15 protein-coding genes are annotated in these 20,695 nt (G+C 70.9%); 4 read left to right on the top strand and 11 right to left on the bottom strand.

Annotated features, from left to right (window positions below; genetic code table 11):
* Positions 1-139: 139 nt before the first annotated feature.
* Both ACFV2X_RS44705 and nrdR read right to left on the bottom strand, forming a co-directional pair.
* The gene (locus tag ACFV2X_RS44705; protein WP_089508546.1) at positions 140-3,013 is read right to left on the bottom strand and encodes a vitamin B12-dependent ribonucleotide reductase; all 2,874 of its coding nucleotides are present in this window, start codon (positions 3,011-3,013) and stop codon (positions 140-142) included.
* A gap of 121 nt (positions 3,014-3,134) precedes the next feature.
* Positions 3,135-3,656: a transcriptional regulator NrdR gene (gene nrdR, locus ACFV2X_RS44710; protein ID WP_385627524.1), complete on the bottom strand. Its 522-nt coding sequence runs from the start codon at positions 3,654-3,656 to the stop codon at positions 3,135-3,137.
* A gap of 433 nt (positions 3,657-4,089) precedes the next feature.
* Between nrdR and lexA the strand changes: the two genes are divergently transcribed.
* Entirely contained in the window at positions 4,090-4,893 is an 804-nt protein-coding gene (gene lexA, locus ACFV2X_RS44715; protein WP_089508544.1) for a transcriptional repressor LexA, read from the top strand.
* Positions 4,894-5,078: 185 nt separating this feature from the next.
* Here the strand turns inward: lexA and ACFV2X_RS44720 are convergent, their stop codons facing one another.
* The 3 genes from ACFV2X_RS44720 to ACFV2X_RS44730 form a co-directional block, all read right to left on the bottom strand.
* The gene (locus tag ACFV2X_RS44720) at positions 5,079-7,085 is read right to left on the bottom strand and encodes an ATP-dependent DNA helicase (protein WP_089508543.1); all 2,007 of its coding nucleotides are present in this window, start codon (positions 7,083-7,085) and stop codon (positions 5,079-5,081) included.
* Between the two features lie 127 nt (positions 7,086-7,212).
* Complete coding sequence (locus ACFV2X_RS44725; RefSeq protein WP_385627529.1) at positions 7,213-7,908, bottom strand: GNAT family N-acetyltransferase; 696 nt, start codon at positions 7,906-7,908, stop codon at positions 7,213-7,215.
* A gap of 90 nt (positions 7,909-7,998) precedes the next feature.
* On the bottom strand, positions 7,999-10,011 hold the full coding sequence (locus ACFV2X_RS44730) for an IucA/IucC family protein (protein WP_385627531.1): 2,013 nt from the start codon (positions 10,009-10,011) through the stop codon (positions 7,999-8,001).
* Positions 10,012-10,247: 236 nt separating this feature from the next.
* Here ACFV2X_RS44730 and ACFV2X_RS44735 point away from each other — a divergent pair, with 236 nt between their 5' ends.
* Positions 10,248-11,474: a trypsin-like serine peptidase gene (locus ACFV2X_RS44735; RefSeq protein WP_385627533.1), complete on the top strand. Its 1,227-nt coding sequence runs from the start codon at positions 10,248-10,250 to the stop codon at positions 11,472-11,474.
* A gap of 167 nt (positions 11,475-11,641) precedes the next feature.
* On the opposite strand, the gene hflX is transcribed toward ACFV2X_RS44735, so the two are convergent.
* The 6 genes from hflX to miaA all read right to left on the bottom strand — a co-directional run bounded on the left by hflX (position 11,642) and on the right by miaA (position 19,885).
* Entirely contained in the window at positions 11,642-13,150 is a 1,509-nt protein-coding gene (hflX, locus tag ACFV2X_RS44740; protein ID WP_385627536.1) for a GTPase HflX, read from the bottom strand.
* A gap of 117 nt (positions 13,151-13,267) precedes the next feature.
* Positions 13,268-14,845 (bottom strand): M1 family metallopeptidase, encoded by a 1,578-nt coding sequence (locus ACFV2X_RS44745; RefSeq protein ID WP_385627539.1) that lies wholly within the window; start codon positions 14,843-14,845, stop codon positions 13,268-13,270.
* Positions 14,846-14,987: 142 nt separating this feature from the next.
* Positions 14,988-17,162: a RelA/SpoT family protein gene (locus tag ACFV2X_RS44750; RefSeq protein ID WP_385627542.1), complete on the bottom strand. Its 2,175-nt coding sequence runs from the start codon at positions 17,160-17,162 to the stop codon at positions 14,988-14,990.
* 136 nt (positions 17,163-17,298) lie between these two features.
* On the bottom strand, positions 17,299-18,213 hold the full coding sequence (dapF, locus tag ACFV2X_RS44755; RefSeq protein WP_385627545.1) for a diaminopimelate epimerase: 915 nt from the start codon (positions 18,211-18,213) through the stop codon (positions 17,299-17,301).
* A gap of 77 nt (positions 18,214-18,290) precedes the next feature.
* Positions 18,291-18,839, bottom strand: a complete 549-nt coding sequence (locus tag ACFV2X_RS44760) for a hypothetical protein (RefSeq protein WP_385627548.1) — start codon at positions 18,837-18,839, stop codon at positions 18,291-18,293.
* 107 nt (positions 18,840-18,946) lie between these two features.
* A complete protein-coding gene (gene miaA, locus ACFV2X_RS44765) occupies positions 18,947-19,885 on the bottom strand; it encodes a tRNA (adenosine(37)-N6)-dimethylallyltransferase MiaA (protein ID WP_385627550.1) in 939 nt (312 codons plus the stop codon).
* Between the two features lie 120 nt (positions 19,886-20,005).
* Between miaA and ACFV2X_RS44770 the strand changes: the two genes are divergently transcribed.
* Together ACFV2X_RS44770 and ACFV2X_RS44775 are read left to right on the top strand one after the other, a co-directional pair.
* A complete protein-coding gene (locus ACFV2X_RS44770; RefSeq protein ID WP_385627553.1) occupies positions 20,006-20,320 on the top strand; it encodes a hypothetical protein in 315 nt (104 codons plus the stop codon).
* A 24-nt stretch (positions 20,321-20,344) separates the two neighbouring features.
* Complete coding sequence (locus ACFV2X_RS44775) at positions 20,345-20,599, top strand: antitoxin (RefSeq protein ID WP_089508534.1); 255 nt, start codon at positions 20,345-20,347, stop codon at positions 20,597-20,599.
* Positions 20,600-20,695 lie beyond the last annotated feature (96 nt).

Consider the following 20,695-nt stretch of genomic DNA (forward strand, 5'->3'; position numbering starts at 1 on the left):
CCGCCGGGCCGTCCGCCGGGCCCCCCCCCCCCCGCCCCACCCGCAACCGCCCCGGGCGCCACAACGGCGGCCACATCGGGGGGGGGGGGCCCCCCGCCCCCCACCCCGCCTCAGCGGTTCGCCCGCGAGGGGCCGGTGATCAGCTGCAGCCGCTGGTCGAGCCGCAGCCCTCGCACAGGTAGCAGCTGCCCGCCCGGCGCATCTTCGTACCGCAGGAGAAGCACAGCGGCGCGTCGGCGTTCAGCCCGAACTGGATCTCGGCGAGCTCAGTGGAGCTGTGGGCCTGCTTGGGCGCCGGGGCGACGGCCCGCGGCTTGGAGGTGGCGGCCTGCGGGGCGTCCACATGGCGCGGGGCCGACTGTGCCAGGCCCTCGACATCCACCTCGGCGTCGTCGATGGACTGCTCGTACGAACCGGTCTCCAGGTGGCGCTGACGCTCCTCCGCGGAGTGGATGCCGAGCGCCGACCGGGTCTCGAAGGGCAGGAAGTCCAGCGCCAGCCGGCGGAAGATGTAGTCGACGATCGACTGCGCCATCCGCACGTCCGGGTCGTCCGTCATGCCGGCCGGCTCGAAGCGCATGTTGGTGAACTTCGAGACGTAGGTCTCCAGCGGCACGCCGTACTGGAGGCCGACCGAGACGGCGATCGAGAAGGCGTCCATCATGCCCGCGAGGGTCGAACCCTGCTTGGACATCTTCAGGAAGACCTCGCCGAGGCCGTCGTCCGGGTACGAGTTCGCCGTCATGTAGCCCTCGGCGCCGCCCACCGTGAAGGAGGTCGTGATGCCGGGACGGCCCTTGGGGAGGCGCTTGCGGACCGGGCGGTACTCGATGACCTTCTCGGCCTCGGGCTCGGCCTGCTCAGCGGGCTTCTCCTCCTTCTTCTTGGCCGAGAGGGGCTGGCCGACCTTGCAGTTGTCCCGGTAGATCGCCAGAGCCTTCAGGCCCAGCTTCCAGCCCTCGAAGTAGATCTCCTCGATCTCCTCGACGGTTGCCGACTCCGGCATGTTGACCGTCTTGGAGATCGCGCCCGACAGGAAGGGCTGGGCCGCGGCCATCATGCGCACATGGCCCATCGGCGAGATGGAGCGGTCGCCCATGGCGCAGTCGAACACCTCGTAGTGCTCGGACTTGAGCCCCGGCGCGTCAATGACGTTGCCGTGCTCGGCGATGTGGGCGACGATCGCCTCGACCTGCTCGGGCTGGTAGCCGAGCCGCTTGAGCGCCTTCGGGACCGTGTTGTTCACGATCTGCATCGAGCCGCCGCCGACGAGCTTCTTGAACTTGACCAGGGCCAGGTCCGGCTCGATGCCCGTGGTGTCGCAGTCCATCATCAGGCCGATGGTGCCGGTCGGCGCGAGCACCGACGCCTGGGCGTTGCGGAAGCCGTTCTTCTCGCCGAGGCGGATCACGTCCTGCCAGGCCTCGGTGGCCGCGGCCCACACCGGCGTGTCCAGGTCGTCCATGCGCTTGGCGGCGCCATTGGCGTCCGAGTGCTGCTTCATGACGCGCTTGTGGGCGTCGGCGTTGCGGGCGTAGCCCTCGTACGGGCCGACGACCGCGGCCAGCTCGGCGGAGCGCCGGTAGGACGTGCCGGTCATCAGCGAGGTGATGGCTCCGGCCAGGGCTCGGCCGCCGTCGCTGTCGTAGGCGTGGCCGGTGGCCATCAGCAGAGCGCCGAGGTTGGCGTAGCCGATGCCCAGCTGGCGGAAGGCGCGGGTGGTCTCGCCGATCTTCTGGGTCGGGAAGTCCGCGAAGCAGATGGAGATGTCCATCGCGGTGATGACGAGCTCGACGACCTTGGCGAAGCGCTCGGCGTCGAAGCGCTGGTGGCCCGCGTCATCGTCGTCGAGGAACTTCATCAGGTTGAGCGAGGCCAGGTTGCACGAGGAGTTGTCCAGGTGCATGTACTCGCTGCACGGGTTGGAGGCGGTGATCCGGCCCGTCTCCGGCGAGGTGTGCCAGTGGTTGATCGTGTCGTCGTACTGGATGCCCGGGTCGGCGCAGGCCCAGGCGGCCTCGGCCATCTTGCGGAAGAGCGACTTGGCGTCGACCTCTTCGAGGATCTCGCCGCTCATACGGGCGCGCAGACCGAACTTCGAGCCGGACTCCACGGCCTTCATGAACGTGTCGTTCACCCGGACCGAGTTGTTGGCGTTCTGGTACTGGACGGACGTGATGTCCTCGCCGCCCAGGTCCATGTCGAAGCCCGCGTCGCGCAGGGCGCGGATCTTCTCCTCCTCCTTCACCTTGGCCTCGATGAAGGCCTCGACATCCGGGTGGTCGACGTCGAGGACGACCATCTTGGCGGCCCGGCGGGTGGCGCCCCCGGACTTGATCGTTCCGGCGGAGGCGTCGGCGCCGCGCATGAAGGAGACCGGACCGGAGGCGTTGCCACCGGAGGAGAGCAGTTCCTTGGAGGAGCGGATACGGGAGAGGTTCAGGCCGGCTCCGGAGCCGCCCTTGAAGATCATCCCCTCTTCCTTGTACCAGTCGAGGATCGACTCCATGGAGTCGTCGACGGAGAGGATGAAGCAGGCGCTGACCTGCTGCGGCTGCTTGGTTCCGACGTTGAACCACACAGGCGAGTTGAAGCTGAAGACCTGGTGCAGCAGGGCGTAGGTGAGCTCGTGGTCGAAGATCTCGGCGTCCGCGGGGGAGGCGAAGTAGCCGTTGTCCTCGCCGGCCTGGCGGTAGGTGCGCACCACCCGGTCGATGAGCTGCTTCAGGCTCGACTCGCGCTCCGGAGAGCCGACCGCGCCACGGAAGTACTTGCTCGTGACGATGTTGACCGCGTTCACCGACCAGAAGTCGGGGAACTCGACGCCACGCTGTTCGAAGTTGATCGACCCGTCGCGCCAGTTGGTCATGACGACGTCACGGCGCTCCCACACCACCTCGTCGTACGGATGCACGCCGGGGGTGGTGTGGATGCGCTCGATACGCAGACCCTTGGCCGCCTTGCTGCCCTTGGAGCGGGAGCCTCGCGCGGGGCCGCTCGTCGTCTCTGTCATTCCGCCTCCCTGTACGGGCAAAAACGCCCTGATGTGCCCATTTCTTCCCATGGCACGGTGTATGTCGTTCATCCGGAGGTATCTCACCCCCGGCAAGCCTTGATCGCCGCGACTCGGTGACTCAGTCGGCGGTGGTGGCGGACGCGGGGACCTCCGCGGCCCCGTCGGCGCCGGGCCCGCGGTCGTTCGCGGGAGGCCGCTGCTGGTCGCGCAGCTCCGTGACCGCTGCCTCGAAGTCTTCGAGGGAGTCGAAGGCGCGGTAGACGGAGGCGAAGCGGAGGTATGCGACGAGGTCGAGCTCCTGGAGCGGGCCGAGTATGGCGAGCCCCACGTCATGAGTGGACAGCTCCGCGCTGCCGGTGGCCCGTACGGCCTCCTCCACCCGCTGGCCGAGCTTGGCGAGGGCGTCCTCGGTGACCGGGCGGCCCTGGCACGCCTTGCGCACCCCGGAGATGACCTTGTCGCGACTGAAGGGCTCGGTGACCCCACTCCGCTTGATCACCATCAGCGACGCGGTCTCCACGGTCGTGAAGCGGCGCGAGCAGTCGGGGCACTGGCGGCGCCTGCGGATCGAACAACCGTCGTCTGTGGTCCGGCTGTCGACGACTCGACTGTCGGGGTGCCTACAGAAGGGGCAGTGCATGACTCCGTACCCTCCTCACCCTCAAGAACGGCGCATGGCTGACATGCCTCGACCGGCCCTCACGGGCCTTGCGAAGCAGCCACAAGCATAGGCGAAGTACTCGGTCATGAATGACCGGGGACCACAACTTGTGGGCGACTACCATCCATCAAACCACTAGATGTGGTGCTTGACACTCATCCGCCACAATGGCGTGTCCCGCCCCGCGAGCAGGCACGAGACTACGCGAAGCCCACCGGTCCCCGCGCCACGGGGGTGAGGGTGTCACACTGGTACGCCGCCCCAGCCGACCATCGAATCAACCGCTCCATACACCCGATCCTGTGATCACGTCAGCTCATCTGCGAAATTTCACTCGAACGTGTGTTTGGCGCAACCTTTCGAAAGCAACTACCGTTGCCCTACTAGGGAGAACATCTCGAGAGGGGCCGTCGTGACCACCACCACAGAGAGCGCCACCATCACCACCCAGGAGCGCTCCCAGAGCCGACTCGAACACACGCATGCGATGAACCAGGGCCACGCGATGAATGACGCAGCCACGAACCCGGAGGGGCAGAAGCCCACGCGCTCCCTACCCGGCCGACCTCCAGGGATCCGGGCGGACAGCTCCGGGCTGACCGACCGGCAGCGTCGAGTCATCGAAGTCATTCGCGACTCTGTGCAGCGCCGCGGCTACCCGCCGTCCATGCGTGAGATCGGGCAGGCGGTGGGTCTCTCCAGCACCTCGTCCGTCGCCCATCAGCTCATGGCGCTGGAGCGCAAGGGCTTCCTGCGCCGCGACCCGCACCGGCCTCGGGCGTACGAGGTGCGCGGCTCCGACCAGCCCAGCGCCCAGCCCGCCGACACCACCGGCAAGCCCGCCGCCTCGTATGTTCCCCTCGTCGGCCGGATCGCGGCCGGTGGCCCCATCCTCGCCGAGGAGTCGGTCGAGGACGTCTTCCCGCTCCCCCGGCAGCTGGTCGGAGACGGTGAGCTCTTCGTCCTGAAGGTGGTCGGCGACTCCATGATCGAGGCCGCCATCTGCGACGGCGACTGGGTGACGGTCCGCCGCCAGCCCGTCGCGGAGAACGGCGACATCGTGGCCGCCATGCTGGACGGAGAGGCCACGGTCAAGCGCTTCAAGCGCGAGGACGGCCATGTGTGGCTCCTCCCGCACAACGCCGCGTACCAGCCGATCCCGGGCGACGAGGCGACCATCCTGGGCAAGGTGGTCGCGGTGCTGCGCCGGGTCTGAGCTCCGCGGATCTGAGCTCGGCCGGTCCAAGCTCGGCCGGTCCGATCTCGGCAGATCCAGGCGCGCCGACCCTCCGCGCCCAGCGACCGGGCCCCGGAACCTCTGCGCCGGTTCCGGGGCCCTGCTGTATCCGCGCCTGCTGTGTCCGCGCCGCTGCGCGCGGCCACGCGGGGCCGGGGCCCGGCCTAGGCGTCAGCCGCCTTGGCCGCGGCGTCGATGGCGGCCAGCGAGCGGCGCACCTGATTGCGGTCGGTCGTGTACCAGAAGTCCGGCATGGACTTGCGCAGGAACGAGCCGTAGCGGGCCCGCTCGACCCGCGGGTCGAGCACGGCGACGACCCCACGGTCTCCGGAGGCGCGCACCAGCCGACCTGCCCCTTGCGCCATCAGCAGGGCGGCATGCGTGGCCGCAACCGCCATGAAACCATTGCCGCCGGCGTCCTCCACGGCCTTCTGGCGAGCGCTCATCAGAGGATCGTCGGGGCGCGGGAACGGCACCCGGTCCATCACCACCAGCTGGCAGTTCGGACCAGGGACATCGACGCCCTGCCAGAGCGAGAGCGTGCCGAACAGGCACGTACGGGCGTCGCCCGCGAAGGTGCGGATCAGCTCGCCCAGCGTCTCCTCGCCCTGGAGCAGGATGGGCACGTCCAGACGGCCGCGCAGCTCCTCCGCGGCCGCCTGAGCGGCGCGCATCGAGGAGAAGAGGCCGAGAGTCCGGCCGCCCGCGGCCTCCACCAGCTCGGCGAGCTCGTCGAGCATGTCCGAGCGGCTGCCCTCGCGACCGGGCTGGGCCAAATGCTTGGCGACGTAAAGGATCCCCTGCTTGGAGTAGTCGAAGGGCGATCCGACGTCGAGCCCCTTCCACGGGGGCGCGGCGCCCTCCTCGCCCTTGGCGTCCCGGACGCCTTCGGGAAAGAGACCGAGCGAGGCGGCCACACCGTTGAAATCCCCGCCGAGCTTGAGGGTGGCGGAGGTGAGGACCACGGAACGGTCCTCGAAGAGCTTCTCGCGCAGCAGGCCGGACACCGAGAGCGGGGCGACGCGCAGCGAGGCGCCGAAGCGGTCGTGCCGCTCGTACCAGACGACGTCGTACTCGGACCCGTCCACGATGCGCTCGGCCACTTGGTGGATGTTCTCCACGGAGGCGAGGGCCTGCTTGCGCACGGCGTCCTCGTCCTGGACCGAGGCATCGCGCGTGGCACCGAGCGCCGAGATGACCGTACGGGCCGCGTCGCGGAGCGCCATCAGGGCATAGCCGAGGTCTTCGGGAATCTCCTCGAGGCGGCCGGGCAGCGCGAGCTCCATCAGCCGCTCGAAGGTCTCGGAGGCGGTCTGCAGAGCGTCCGCCGCCTTCTCGTTGACGAGCTTGGCGGCGCGGCGCACCGCGCGGTTGACCTGGCCCGGGGTGAGCTCGCCGCTTGCGACTCCGGTGACCCTGGAGACGAGCTCATGGGCCTCGTCGACGATCAGCACCTCATGGCTCGGCAGGACCGGCGCGCCCTCGATGGCGTCGATGGCCAGCAAGGCGTGGTTGGTGACCACGACCTCGGCCAGCTTGGCCCGCTCGCGGGCGGCCTCGGCGAAGCATTCGGCACCATAGGTGCACTTGGACGCGCCGAGGCATTCCCGGGAGGAGACGGAGACCTGGGACCAGGCGCGGTCGGAGACACCAGGGGTCAGATCGTCGCGGTCGCCCGTCTCGGTCTCATCGGCCCAGTCGCGCATCCGCAGCAGGTCCTTGCCCAGCTTGCTGGTGGGCTCGGCCGCCTCGAACGGGTCGAACAGCCCGACCTCCCCCGCCTCGGCGTCCTCCTGCGGCACACCCTCGTGGAGGCGGTGCAGGCACAGGTAGTTGGAGCGGCCCTTGAGCATGGCGAACTCGGGGCGGCGGCGCAGCAGCGGATGCAGGGCGTCGACGGTGCGCGGCAGGTCGCGCTCGACGAGCTGGCGCTGCAGGGCGAGGGTGGCCGTCGCGACGACGACACGCTCTCCGTGGGCGATGGCGGGCACGAGATAGCCGAGGGACTTTCCGGTGCCGGTGCCGGCCTGGGCGAGCAGATGCGCGTTGTCGTCGATCGCCTCGGCTACGGCTTCGGCCATGGCGGTCTGGCCAGGGCGCTCGGTGCCGCCCACGGCGGTGACGGCGGCATGCAGCAGGTCGGCGAGGGTAGGCGGGGACGATGCAGTCATAGGAGAGTCAGCCTACGCGGCAGCACTGACATCACGGGCGGGACTCCTGACGCGGAACCTGAACGGGTCGGGCGGTGTATGAGAGATCAGAGGCACGAAGTCAGAGGCGCGAAGTGGCGCCGGTGGATCACAGGAGGTGGCGCAGGGTGCGATCCCGCAGCATGAGGGCCGCGTGTTTGTCGGGCAGTTCCACCTCTGCGGACAGCCGGAAGCCGGCGCCGAGGAAGGCGGCGACGCAGGGGGTGTTCCGCAGATCGGGTTCCGCGACCACGCGGCCGCAGGAGGGCCGCCGGTCGAGGACGAGATCGGCGACGGCGCGCAGCAGTGCCGTGCCGATACCCCGGCCCCGATCGCGTACGCGGCCGATGAGCAGGTGCAGACCCGTGTCCTGCGGCCGGGCCGGGTAGTACCGGGCGAGGGGAGCGAGGTCGGCCCGGTACACCTCCCAGTAGCTCATCGGCACGCCGTCCAGGACCCCCAGACAGGGCACACTGCGGCCGTCGCCGTCGAGCTGGATACGCAGGTGCCGCGCGGTGGTCTCATACGGGCCGGACAGCTCCCAGAAGGCGGAGACAGCCGGGTCGTTCATCCAACGGGCGATGAGCTCGACATCGCGCTCGAGGTGAACGGGGACGAGCTGAAAGGCGCCCACCGCCGTACCGACGGGCCCCCACTGGGCGACCTGGTCGAGCAGGTCCTGCCGATCGGGGGCCGCCGGACCGGCAAGGTGCTCCTCGATGAGGCGTGCGGCCTGTTCCTCAGAGGGCCGCATATCGAGGGTGTCCTCGCTGCTGGAGCTGGTGCCGGAGTCGGTGGGCGGCATGGCGACGCTCTCCTCTCGTCGTTACCGGGGCGTCATGGGGGCGCCTGATCGTCGGCGCGGGCGTCACGCCATGGATGTCATGCCAGGGAGTCACGCCACGGACGTCGTGGACGTCACGGGCGTCACGGGCGTCACCGAGCGGAAAAGGGGGTTGGCGATGGTGACATAGACGGACTGGGTGTCCACCGGTCCCACGAGTTCATCCAGGCCGCGCAGCCGGGTGAGCAGGTTGGCCTTGCAGCGCAGGGTGGGCGCCTCCAGGAGCCTGGCGGGCAGCGTCGAGCGGATCTTCGCGGGGCCGGACGCGGCCTCGGCGAGGAAGCGGCGGAACGCGGCCAGCAGAAGGCGCTCATCGGCGAGCCGCTGAGAGCCGAACGCCCCGACCAGACCGAGGACGTTGTTGACGCCGAGGTAGTAGGCGAACCGTTCGTCGGCGACCTCGTCGGAGACGAAGGTGTCGCTGCGGGCGCCGATCTCGGGCAGTCGCCGCTGGAGTTCGGCGCACCGGGACTCACGGAAGTAGTACCCCTGGTTGTCGCGATAGCGGCCGCCGGCCGGCCAGCCGTCGGGGTCGAGCAGTACCAAGGTGTTCTGCTGGTGTGCCTCCAGTGCGATACCGGCCTCGCCGTCCAGCCAGAGCACGGGCCGTACGACGGTGTGCAGATAGCGCAGAAACCACTCGGTGCTGACGGTCGCCGGGCGGTGGCCGGTACGGGCGGCGATCCGGGCGACGATCCAGGCAAGCCGTGAGCACATCGTCCTCCGGTCCGGCCAGGGGCGGAGCGCGGTGAGGCCGGCCAGGCATACGGCCTCGTCGCCCGGGCCGAACGGGTTGTGCCGGACGACGACGTCGAGTCCGCTGATCGGGGTGCCGTCGGGGCTGTCGACCGCGAGCCAGGCGGGGTCGCGGACGATGTCGAAGCCGGGGCGCCCCGGACAGGCCGCCCGCCACTGCCCGGAGAGTCCGCTGCGCAGGAGCCGGTGCACCTCGACACCGCGCCACAGCTCCTTGCGCAGGTTCTCCCGGCGGGAGTTGGTGATCCGCAGGGCGAGCGACAGCTTGAGCATCGCGGGTGCGCCGGTCCGGTAGACGGTGCGGATGGAGGAGGTGGGGTGCCAGTGCTCGCCGGCCGGTCCCAGGTCATGCAGCAGCCCCGCGTCGAAGAGCGCGGTGACCTCCGAGCGGTACCGGATCTCCCGGGCCTGCCAGGGGTGCAGCGGCAATGGCACGGTGCCGGGCGGCCGTTCGAGGTCCGGGCCCGCGAGCGAGAGGGCGAGCCGTTCGGCGGGCACGGTCCGGCCGCGTTCGGTCCAGGCCGAGTCGCGGGACAGGACGGACTGATCGACGGCGAACCAGTGCAGAGGAAAGGAGCCACGCGACTCCGGTGAGAAGACAGGCGATTCGGCCTCGGAGAGCCCTTCGCGGCTCTTAGGGGTGGGATGGAGGGGGTGACCGAGGAGAAGGGACTGTTCGGCGGTCAGAAAGGGGGTGTCCGTCGCGGGGTCGGCGGGCATGGCCCGTCGGGCGGACAGGAATTGGGCTGTGTTTCGCACGGAGTCCGCGACCCGGCCGACGAGTTCGGTGAGCGGTGCCGGGGAGCTGATCCGCTCGGGGCCGTAGGCCGCCTCCCGGCCGAGGAGGGCCGCGAGGGTGACCGCGTCGAGGGCGGGCGCCTCCGGGGCGCCGCCGTCGAGCATGGGCGGGCCGAAGCGGTGCCATCCGGTGGCGGACCAGTGGCGCACGGGCACCAGCAGGGCGGTGCCGGCGGCGGGGAGCGGGATCCGCCAAGTGCCGGCGGCGGAGGGCGCCGCACCGCTCTCGCGCGCCCAGCAGCGCAGCAGGTTCTCGGTGGCGCAGGCGTCCGCCGCGGCCCAGGGGTCGGGGTGGTCCAGGGCGTCGTCCGGGGCGGTGTCGTGGCCACCTTCGTGGACGCCTTCGGCGCGGCGGCCCTGCCGTGGGACGGCCGCCACCTCGGCGCCACCCTCGTCGCGGGCCTCCTTGCCGTGGGCTTCCCCGCCCTGGGCCCCAGCAGCGGTCTGCGGTGCCGGCGGGAGGTGTGGGCGGTGTTCCCGGGGGAAGTGCGGCATATCGGGTGCGGGCACGGCTGTCGGTCCTCCTGCTGCTGAACGCCTTTCGGCTGTCCCCCGCACGTACCAACGACGCGCGGGGCGCGGGATCACGGGCAACCGGCAGATCCGTGCGGCCGGGAACCAAGGACCCGGCTGTGGCCGTCGTAGGCGGCACCGGCATAGTGGGGGCCGTCCCCTAATCGGGGCGGTGCATGACAATTTCACAGCAGCACTCAGAGCAGCCCAGAACATCAGGGGGAGTTCCGCCCATGCCATCCAATCGCCAGCCAGCCTCGCGTCCAGGGTCCAAGTGGAGGGCGCTGCGCGCCCGCAGCAACTCCCCCCTGCTGGCCGCCGCGGCGATCGCCTCGGTGCTGGCGCTGACCGCCACGGCGTGCGGCCCCTCGGACGACAACGCGGGGTCCGAGCCGAGTGCCGCGTCGTCGCAGAGCGGAGGGGACATCACCCTTCCCGACAACCTCAACGACAAGTTGAAGGAGCTCGGGGTCGACCTGGACAAGTGGAAGAACGGCGCCTGGAACAAGTGGGACAAGGACGACTGGCTGCGTGAGGCCGGCGACTTCATCAACCCGATCATCAAGGACCTCTGGAAGCCCGACCGGATGAAGGAGGCCCAGGAGCCCGATACCCCGGTCGACGACAACGACATCTCGGGCGACCAGGGCGTCACAGACCCCGACCCCCAGCCGGTCGCGGCCAAGGAGGTGGCGAGCCCCTACAGCGCCAACGTCCCCGACGCGGGCAAGGTCTTCTTCGACGGTCCCGAGGGCTCGATGGTCTGCTCCGCCACCGTCGTGCAGGACCCGGCGCACCCGGGCAAGTCCAACCTGGTGTGGACGGCGGGCCACTGCGTCCACGCGGGCAAGGGCGGCGGCTGGTACAAGAACCTGATGTTCGTCCCCTCGTACAACGACGCCGGCAAGTCGGTCGACGAGCTGGAGAACGCCACCAAGGAGCAGCTGGCGCCGAAGGGCGTCTGGTGGGCCGACTGGGCGCAGACCTCCTCGCAGTGGATCGACAACGGCGCGGCCGTCGGCGGCAAGGGCGCCCCGTACGACTTCGCGGTGCTGCATGTGAAGCCGGAGAACAGCGGCGGCAAGTCGCTCGAGGAGACGGTCGGCGGCGCGCTGCCGGTCGACTTCAACGCCCCCGCGGTGAAGTCCATCAGCAAGATCACGGCCACGGGCTACCCGGCCGCGCCGCCGTTCGACGGCCAGAAGATGAACCAGTGCTCGGACAAGCCGGGCAGGCTCTCGCTCGACGCCAAGCAGCCGACGATGTACCGCATCGGTTGCACGATGACCGCGGGTTCGTCCGGCGGTGGCTGGGTCGCGAACGGCTCGGACGGCAAGCCGGCGCTGGTGTCGAACACCTCGATCGGCCCGACCACCGCCACCTGGCTGGCGGGTCCGCACCTCGGCCCTGAGGCGAAGGCCGTCTACAACGCGGTCAGCAAGAAGTTCGCCAACCAGTAGGACCGGCAGGCAGGCCGAACGGAGGGACGTGGCGGTCGGCACCGGCCGCCACGTTCTCACGGAAGCCGCCACGTTCGTCCCGCCGCGTTCGTACAGATACAGACCAGACGGCGAAGGCCCGCCCCCGGTATCCCGGAGGCGGGCCTTCGTCGTGGAAGGGGTCTGGATCAGCCCTGCGCGGAGCCGGCGGGCACATACCGCCGCAGCTCTGCGGCCAGCTCCTCGTGCACCCGTGCCTTGAGCAGCGTGCCCTCCGGGGTGTGCTCCTCGGAGATCACCTCACCCTCGGCATGCGTGCGCGCGACCAGCTTGCCCTGGGTGTACGGCACCAGCGCCTCGATCTCGACCTGAGGCCGCGGCAGCTCGTTGTCGATCAGCCCGAGCAGCTCGTCGATGCCCTGCCCCGTACGGGCCGACACCACGAGGGCGCGCTTCTCGACGCGCAGCAGCCGCTGGAGCACCAGCGGGTCCGCCATATCCGCCTTGTTGATCACCACGATCTCGGGCACATCGACCGCGCCCACATCGCGGATCACCTCGCGCACGGCGGCCAGCTGCTCCTCCGGCATCGGATGCGAGCCGTCCACCACATGGACGATCAGATCGGCGTCGCCGACCTCCTCCATGGTGGAGCGGAATGCCTCGACCAGATGGTGCGGCAGATGCCGCACAAAGCCGACGGTGTCCGCCAGGGTGTACAGCCGCCCGCTGGGCGTCTCCGCCCGGCGCACAGTCGGGTCCAGGGTGGCGAACAGCGCGTTCTCCACCAGGACGCCCGCACCGGTCAGCCGGTTGAGCAGCGAGGATTTCCCCGCGTTGGTATATCCGGCGATGGCGACCGAGGGCACCCTGTGGCGCTTGCGCTCCTGCCGCTTGATATCGCGGCCGGTCTTCATCTCCGCGATCTCCCGGCGCATCTTCGCCATCTTCTCGCGGATCCGGCGCCGGTCGGTCTCGATCTTGGTCTCACCGGGACCGCGGGTGGCCATACCGCCGCCGCCCGCCGCTCCGGAGCCACCGCCACCCATCTGCCGGGACAACGACTGACCCCAGCCGCGCAGCCTCGGCAGCATGTACTGCATCTGGGCCAGGGAGACCTGCGCCTTGCCCTCGCGGGACTTGGCGTGCTGGGCGAAGATGTCGAGGATCAGGGCGGTGCGGTCCACCACCTTGACCTTGACGACGTCCTCCAGGTGGATCAGCTGGCCGGGGCTCAGCTCACCGTCGCATACGACGGTGTCAGCCCCGGACTCGATCACGACGTCGCGCAGCTCCTGGGCCTTGCCGGAGCCGATGTACGTGGCCGGGTCCGGCTTGTCGCGCCGCTGGATGACCCCGTCGAGCACGAGGGCGCCCGCGGTCTCCGCGAGCGCGGCCAGCTCCGACAGCGAGTTCTCCGCGTCCTGCACGGTGCCGGAGGTCCAGACGCCGACCAGCACCACGCGCTCCAGGCGCAGCTGCCGGTATTCGACCTCGGTGACGTCCTCCAGCTCGGTGGACAGGCCCACGACGCGCCGCAGCGCGGCTCGCTCGGAGCGGTCGTACTGATCGCCGTCACGCTCCTGGTCGATCTCGTGACTCCAGGCGACGTCCTCTTCCATCAGGGCGTCGGCCCGAAGGCTCTCGGCGAAGGCGATGCGCTGCCGGTCCTGCGGAAGGGAAGAGGAGTGGGTCAAATCGATCCTTACGTCGTTGAGTACTGTCACCGTCGACAACGCGTGGCGGACCCGGAGGATTCCCGGCCGCCGGCCGCGGCACCGACCTGTTGATGGTCGCACGCGGCGGCCAGGCCGTCACCCGGGTTTCCCGGCGGATTCGTACGCCCGGCGGTCCGCCTTTCCGTCGGCCTTCGCCATGGCCCTCCCCGAGGATCTGACGTCGGGCCTCCACTCGGGGTGCCCCGGCATCTTCGGCGTCGTACTCCCGTACAGCCACGGCCGCAGGAAACCGGTCAGATCGCGGCCCGCCACCTCCGACGCCAGCCGGACGAAGTCCGCGGTCGAGGCCACGCCGTCGCGGTACTGGTGCACCCACCGCCGCTCCAGCCGCTCGAACGCCGCCCGCCCGATCCGCTGCCGCAGCGCGTACAGGACCAGGGCGCTGCCGTCGTAGACGATCGGGCGGAAGATGCCGATCTGATGGTCGGGGTCGGACGGCAGCGGCGCGGCGGGCGGGCCCCCGGACGCGCGCCAGGCGTCGGACTGCCCGTAGGCGAGACGCATCCGCTTGTCGAGCGGCATCTTCCCGCGCTCGTCCCCGTAAAGCGCCTCGTACCAGGTGGCATGGCCCTCGTTGAGCCACAGGTCGGACCAGCGGCGCGGGCTGACGCTGTCGCCGAACCACTGGTGCGCCAGCTCATGCACCATGATCGACTCGATGTACCACGACGGCAGTCCCGAGGTGGTGAACAGCCCTCTCTCGAAGAGGGAGAGCGTCTGGGTCTCCAGCTCGAAGCCTGTCGTGGCCTTGGCGATCAGCACGCCGTACGTCTCGAAGGGGTACGGGCCGACCTTCTTCTCCATCCACTCCAGCTGTCCCGGTGTGCGCGCCGGCCACTTGGCCAGGCGCGTGCTGTCCGCCGCGGGCACGACATCGCGCACCGGCAGCCCACCGGGGCCAGTGCGGTGCAGAACGGCCGAACGGCCGATGGAGATCTGCGCCAGTTCGGTGGCCATGGGGTGGGCGAGGCGGTATCGCCAGGTGATGTCGTCCCCCTCGCGGCTGCGCCCCAGGGGCTTCCCGTTCGCGACGACCGTGAGGTGCTTGGGGGCGGTGACGCTGAAGGTGAACCGCGCCTTGTCGGAGGGGTGGTCGTTGCAGGGGAAGACGCGGTGGGCGGCGTCGGCCTGGTTGGCCATCGCGAGCCCGTCGTGGGTGCGGATCCAGCCGCCACTGTTGCCGCTCGGGTCGCTGGTGTGTTCAAGCATGACCTGGAAGGAGGCGCCGCTGCGGACGGGCCGGGCGGGGGTGATGACCAGGTCCTCCCCCGCGCCGGTGAACTGGGCGGGCCTGCCGTCGACCCGCACCGAGCGCACGGTGCCGTGCGTGAAGTCGAGGTTGAAGGTGCGCAGCGGGGCGGTGGCGCGGGCGTCGAGGGTGGTGACGGCGTCCAGCGCCCGGTCGTTGCCGTGGTAGCGGAAGGCGATGTCATAGGCCGTGACGTCGTAGCCGGGGTTGCCGAGATCCGGGAAGAGCCGGTCGCCGATGCCCCGGGGAACCGGGGGCGGCGGCTCCGCAGCGGACACCCGCCCCGCGGCGGAGGACGGGCAGACCACGACGAGGGCGGCGGTGATCGCGGCGGCCGCGGCGGCGGTCCTGCGCCGCCCCGCGCGCCGGGCTGACGAGGGGCGGCCCCTCGGGGAAGACAGCATGACCTACGGCTATCAACGCCCGGACAAAAGCGGCCGACGGCACGGCCCAAGTCCACCCGAATGGGGTTCGGCGAGGGGTTTGGCCCCGGTTCGGCGCCAAAGGGCGAAGGGCCCGGAGAGACCCGGAGGCACCGGCCGGGGTTCAGGACCGGGCCGCCGCCATGCTGCGGCCCGCCCGCGTCACGTCGTAGACGCCGGGCACATCGCGCATGGCGCGCATCAGCGTCGGCAGTCGGCCGGGGTCGGGCAGCTGGAGCGTGTACGTATGGCGGACGCGCTGCTCGCGGGGCGGCTCGACAGCGGCCGAGACCACGGCCACCCCTTCGGCGGCGATGGCCTCGGTGAGGTCGGCCAGCAAGTGCGGTCTGCTGAACGCCTCGGCCAGGAGGGTCACGCGGTAGTCGCCCCCGTCGCCCCCCTCCTCGTCCAGCCAGCGCACCCCGACCGTGCCGCGCCCGGTCGCCGTCATACGGGACACCGCGGGGCACTGCTCGCGGTGGACGGTGACGGTCCCGCCGCGCACCGCGAAGCCGATGACGGCGTCCGGGGGCACGGGGGTGCAGCAGCCGGCCAGCCGTACGGCCGCGCCGGGCAGGTCCGCGACGACGCCCGGGGCGACCGCCGCCCGCTCCTCGGCCCCACCGGGCGCACCGGCTCCAGCCTGGTACTCGGCGGGGGCCGGGTCCGGGGCGGGGTCCGAGGGGGGCTGCCGGCGCTCCGGATTGGCGGCCAGCCAGCGGCTGATGGCGATGTGCGCGGCGGGCGTACGGGCGTGGTCGAGCCATTCGGGCGAGGGCCCCGAGGAGGCGGCGTCCCGGGTGTCGCGCGCCATGAGCAGCTGGAGCATGTCGCCGTCGCGCAGCACCGTGCTCAGCGTCGCGATACGGCCGTTGACCCTGGCCCCGATGCAGTCGTGGGCGACCTCGCCGTACTGCGCGTACGCGGCGTCCACGCAGCTCGCGCCCGCGGGCAGGCCGAGCGTGCCGCCGTCGGCCCGGAAGACGGTGATCTCCCGGTCCTGGGCGAGTTCGGCGCGCAGCGAGGACCAGAAGGTGTCGGGGTCGGGGGCGGCGCTCTGCCAGGCCAACAGCCTCGACAGCCAGCCGGGGCGGGTGGGGTCGGCACGCTCACCGTCGAAGGCGTCGGCGGCCTCCACCGGCGCGTTCGGCGCGTTGGTCGCGTACGGGTTGCCGAGGGCGATCACTCCGGCCTCGGCGACCCGGTGCATCTGGTGGGTGCGGATGAGGACTTCGGCGACCTCGCCGTCGCGCCCGGCCACGGCCGTGTGCAGCGACTGGTACAGGTTGAACTTGGGGACGGCGATGAAGTCCTTGAACTCCGAGATGACCGGGGTGAAGCAGGTGTGCAGCTCGCCGAGGACCGCGTAACAGTCGGCGTCCTCCGAGACGAGGACGAGCAGTCGGCCGAGGTCGGAGCCGGTCAGCTCGCCGCGCTTGATGCCGACCCGGTGGACGGATACGAAGTGCCTCGGCCGGACGAGGACTTCGGCGGCGATGCCCGCCTCGTGCAGCACGCCGCGCACGTCCTCGGCGGCGCGGGCGAGCGGGTCCGGGCGGCCCGCGTGCTCCAGCAGGAGCTCGCGGGTGCGGGCGTACTCCGCGGGGTGGAGGATGGCGAAGACCAGGTCCTCCAGCTCGGTCTTGAGGGCCTGCACGCCCAGCCGCTCGGCGAGCGGAATCAGCACATCGCGGGTGACCTTCGCGATGCGGGCCTGTTTCTCGGGGCGCATCACGCCCAGGGTGCGCATGTTGTGCAGGCGGTCGGCGAGCTTGATGGACATCACGCGCACGTCGTTGCCGGTGGCGACCAGCATCTTGCGGAAGGTCTCCGGCTCGGCCGCCGCGCCGTAGTCGACCTTCTCCAACTTGGTGACGCCGTCGACGAGATAGCGGACCTCCTCGCCGAACTGCTCGCCCACCTGGTCCAGCGTCACGTCCGTGTCCTCGACCGTGTCGTGGAGGAGCGACGCCGTCAAGGTCGTGGTCTCGGCGCCCAGTTCGGCGAGGATGAGGGTGACGGCGAGCGGATGGGTGATGTACGGCTCGCCGCTCTTGCGCATCTGACCGCGGTGCGAGGACTCGGCAAGCACATACGCCTTGCGCAGTACGTCGAGATCGGCACCGGGGTGGTGGGCCCGGTGCACCTTGGCCACATGCTCGATCGCGTCCGGCAGACGGCCGCGGGCGGGCGAGCCCAACAGGGCCGCCCTGCTGAACCTGCGGAGATTACGCAGGTCGATGCGCGGGAGGCCGCGCCTGCGGCCGAGAACGGCATGGTCGGTGGCCTCTGCGCTCATGGGCACCTCCGGCGGCGTCGAGCGTCAACCGGCGTGGGCACTCCCCCTGGGCCGGTGCTTGATGCTACCGAGCCCATCACGCACGGCCGACCGGCTCTCGCCCAGAGTGAAATGGATCACCCATTGGGGTGAACTGTCAGGCGAGGGCCGTGTCCAGCCATGCGGGGTCGAGCTCGCCCTCGGCGACGATCACGGCCGGGCCGGTCATCTCGACCGTTCCGTCCGGAAGCTCACTGATCACCAGACGGCCGCCGGGGACATCCACGGTATACGTGACGGGGTGGCCGTCGGCAGCGGGGTCGGCGCCGTCCCGCCGGGCCGTGGCCACCATCACCGCGCAGGCACCGGTGCCGCAGGAGCGGGTCTCGCCCGAGCCGCGCTCATGCACCCGCATCGCCACATGGCGCGGGCCTCGGTCGACCACGAACTCGACGTTGGTGCCGTGCGGATACGCCGAACCAGGAGTGACGGCGGGAGCGTCGAACAGGCGCCCCGCCTGGTCGAGATCGTCGACGAACGCGACCGCGTGCGGGTTGCCCATGTCGACGTGACGGGCGGGCCAGCTGTGCTCGCCGACGGCGACCGTGACCGCGCCCTCGGGGCCGGGCTCGGGCAGCGCGGCCTTGCCCATCTGGACGGTGATCGCCCCACCGGGGGCGTCCGCGCCGCCGAGGTCGTCCTTGGCGATGTGGATGCGGCGCACTCCGGCCCGGGTGGCGACCGCGAGATCGCCTGCCTCGACGAGCTTGGCCCGCTCCAGATAGCGGGCGAAGACGCGGACGCCGTTGCCGCACATCTCGGCGACACTGCCATCGCTGTTGCGGTAGTCCATGAACCACTCGGCCTCGTCGGCCATGCCCCGCGCCTCGGGGTGCGCCGAGGACCGTACGACGCGGATCAGCCCGTCACCGCCGACGCCGGCCCGACGGTCGCAGATCCGGGCGACGGCGGCCGGGGACAGCTCGAGCCGTCCGTCCGGGTCGGGGACGATGACGAAGTCGTTCTCGGTGCCGTGGCCCTTGAGAAAGGCCAGGCGGGGCGCGTCGCTCATCCCTCGATCCTACGGGGCACCCAGGACAACCGCCCTGACCGGGCTCCGCCACCGGCGGGGATCGCTGTCTGCGGGGCTCAGCGGAGGCGGGCCACGCGCCAGAAGGTGAGGGCGGCCAGCAGCGCCACGATCACCACGTACAGCACGACGAACCGCCAGTCGGGGCGGCGCCCGGAGCCCCGGGGCGGCAGCCCCGGCCAGGTGTAGCCGACGCGGCGGGCGGCCATCAGCCCCCACCCGGCGGCGCAGCAGCTGAGCAGCAGGCCGAGCATGGCGACCACCGCCCCGCCGTCGCCGAATTCGAAGGCGAGCGGGAAGGCGAACATCAAGGAGCCCAGGATGGCGAGGCCCACGATCGGCGCGATCTGCCAGATCCTCAGCCGACGCGGCGGGCGAAGCTCACTGAAGGACTCGCCGGCGGCGGGCAGTCCCTCGGCGCCGTCATCGATGGCCGGGGCTCCGGGCTCGCCGGAGACCACATCGTCGTCCGGACCATCGGAGGTGAGGTCCGGACCGTCAGAGGTGAGGTCCGGGCCGTCGGAGGTGAGGTCCGGGCCGTCGGAGGTGAGCGGTCCCGGATCGCTGTGGGGCGACTGGCGCGATACGTCGCGAGGGCCGGCCTCCATCGCCACCCGCCCTCCCAACTCCTGAACAACACCACGATCGGAGCTCGATGATGGCATGCCCGTGGGGGCCGGTATGGCACACGGAGCGTCCCGATGCCATCACGTGATCAGGCTGTGACCGCCCGGTCGACCAACGCCAGCGCGTCCGGCAGAAGCGCTTCGCGGCGGGCGGCCGCGCCGCTGAGCCAGTGGACGCGCGGGTCGCGGCGGAACCAGGAGTCCTGGCGGCGCGCGAACCGTTTGGTGGCCCGCACGGTCTCGGCGCGCGCCTGCTCCTCGCCGTACTCCCCGGCCAGCGCGGAGAGCACCTGCTGATAGCCGAGCGCGCGGGAGGCGGTACGCCCGGCGCGCAGCCCGATGCCCTCCAGCCGCCGTACCTCGTCCACGAGCCCGGCCTCCCACATGCGGTCCACGCGCCGGGCGATGCGCTCGTCCAGCTCGGGCCGCTCGACGTCGACGCCGATCTGCAGGGTGTCGTAGACGGCCTCATGGCCCGGCAGATTGGCGGTGAAGGGGCGGCCGGTGATCTCGATGACCTCGAGCGCCCGGACCACCCGCCGACCGTTGCTGGGCAGGATCGCGCGGGCCGCCTCCGGGTCGGCGGAGGCGAGCCGGGCGTGCAGCAGCCCCGAGCCGAGCTCCGCCAGCTCGGCCTCCAGCCGGGCCCGGACGACCGGGTCCGTACCGGGGAACTCGAGGGCATCGATCGCCCCCCGGATGTACAGCCCCGAGCCGCCGACCAGGACGGGGGTACGGCCCTCCGCGAGCAGCCGGTCGATCTCGGCACGCGCCAGCCGCTGGTACTCGGCGACGCTGGCCGTCTCGGTGACGTCCCAGATGTCCAGCAGCCGGTGCGGCACCCCTTGCCGCTCCTTCTCGGTCAGCTTGGCGGTGCCGATGTCCATGCCCCGGTAGAGCTGCATGGAGTCCGCGTTGACCACCTCGCCGTCGAGGTGGCGGGCGATGGCGACGCCCAGATCGGACTTTCCGGCCGCGGTGGGGCCGACGACGGCGATGACGCGGTGTGGAGGGCCTGCGGTATTCACCGGACCAGTCTCGCAAATCCCAGGCGGCCTACTCGAACGAGCGACGTGACGGAGCACTTCCGGTCTCGTTGCCTGAGCGGCACGCGATATCGCCCGCACGAGTAGGGTATGGAGAAGCATATGGGTGTTTTTGATTGGTTTCGTCGAGCTTCCAAGGAGGCGAGCCGACCGCCCGAGGCGTCAACCGAGCAGGCCCAGGCCGACACCCCGGCAGCCGGAGCGACGGCCGACCAGGCCGGCGGAACGGCGCGGGGACACGGTGAGGCAGAGGCCCCGCCGGGCGACGGCATCGGTATTCCGAAGCAGCAGTCCAAGCAGGAAGCCGATGCCGCTCGGGAGGGCGTCCAGGAGACGGCGCCGGACGCCGCGCAGAAGACCGTGCGGAAGCCTTCGGGCGGCGCGGACAGCGAAACCGGCGAGAGCGCCCGCACATAGCCATTGACCGAGGGAAGGTGGCCCATGAGCGTGCTGGACAACCTCAAGGCCAAGGCCGGAGTCATGAAGGACAAGGCCGTCGGCTTCACACAACAGCACGAAGAGAAGATCGAGCGAGGCCTGGACAAGGCCGTCAAGACGGTCGACAGCAAGACCAAGGGCAAGTACCGAAACAAGCTCGAGACCGGTGCGGACAAGGCCAAGAACGCTCTCGGCCGCTTCTCCCACCCACAGGAGGGCCAGGGCAAGGCCAAAGGCCACCGCCGGCCCAGCACCTGAGCCCCGCCGGTGAACGGCCGCGGAGCCGCCGCTCCGCGGCCGCGGCCGTCTCCACTCCCGACCCGCCGCCGGCCGCCCCTCCCGGGCCCGGACGCG

Source organism: Streptomyces sp. NPDC059679 (assembly GCF_042734105.1).
In the GTDB taxonomy this organism is placed as follows: Bacteria; Actinomycetota; Actinomycetes; order Streptomycetales; family Streptomycetaceae; genus Streptomyces.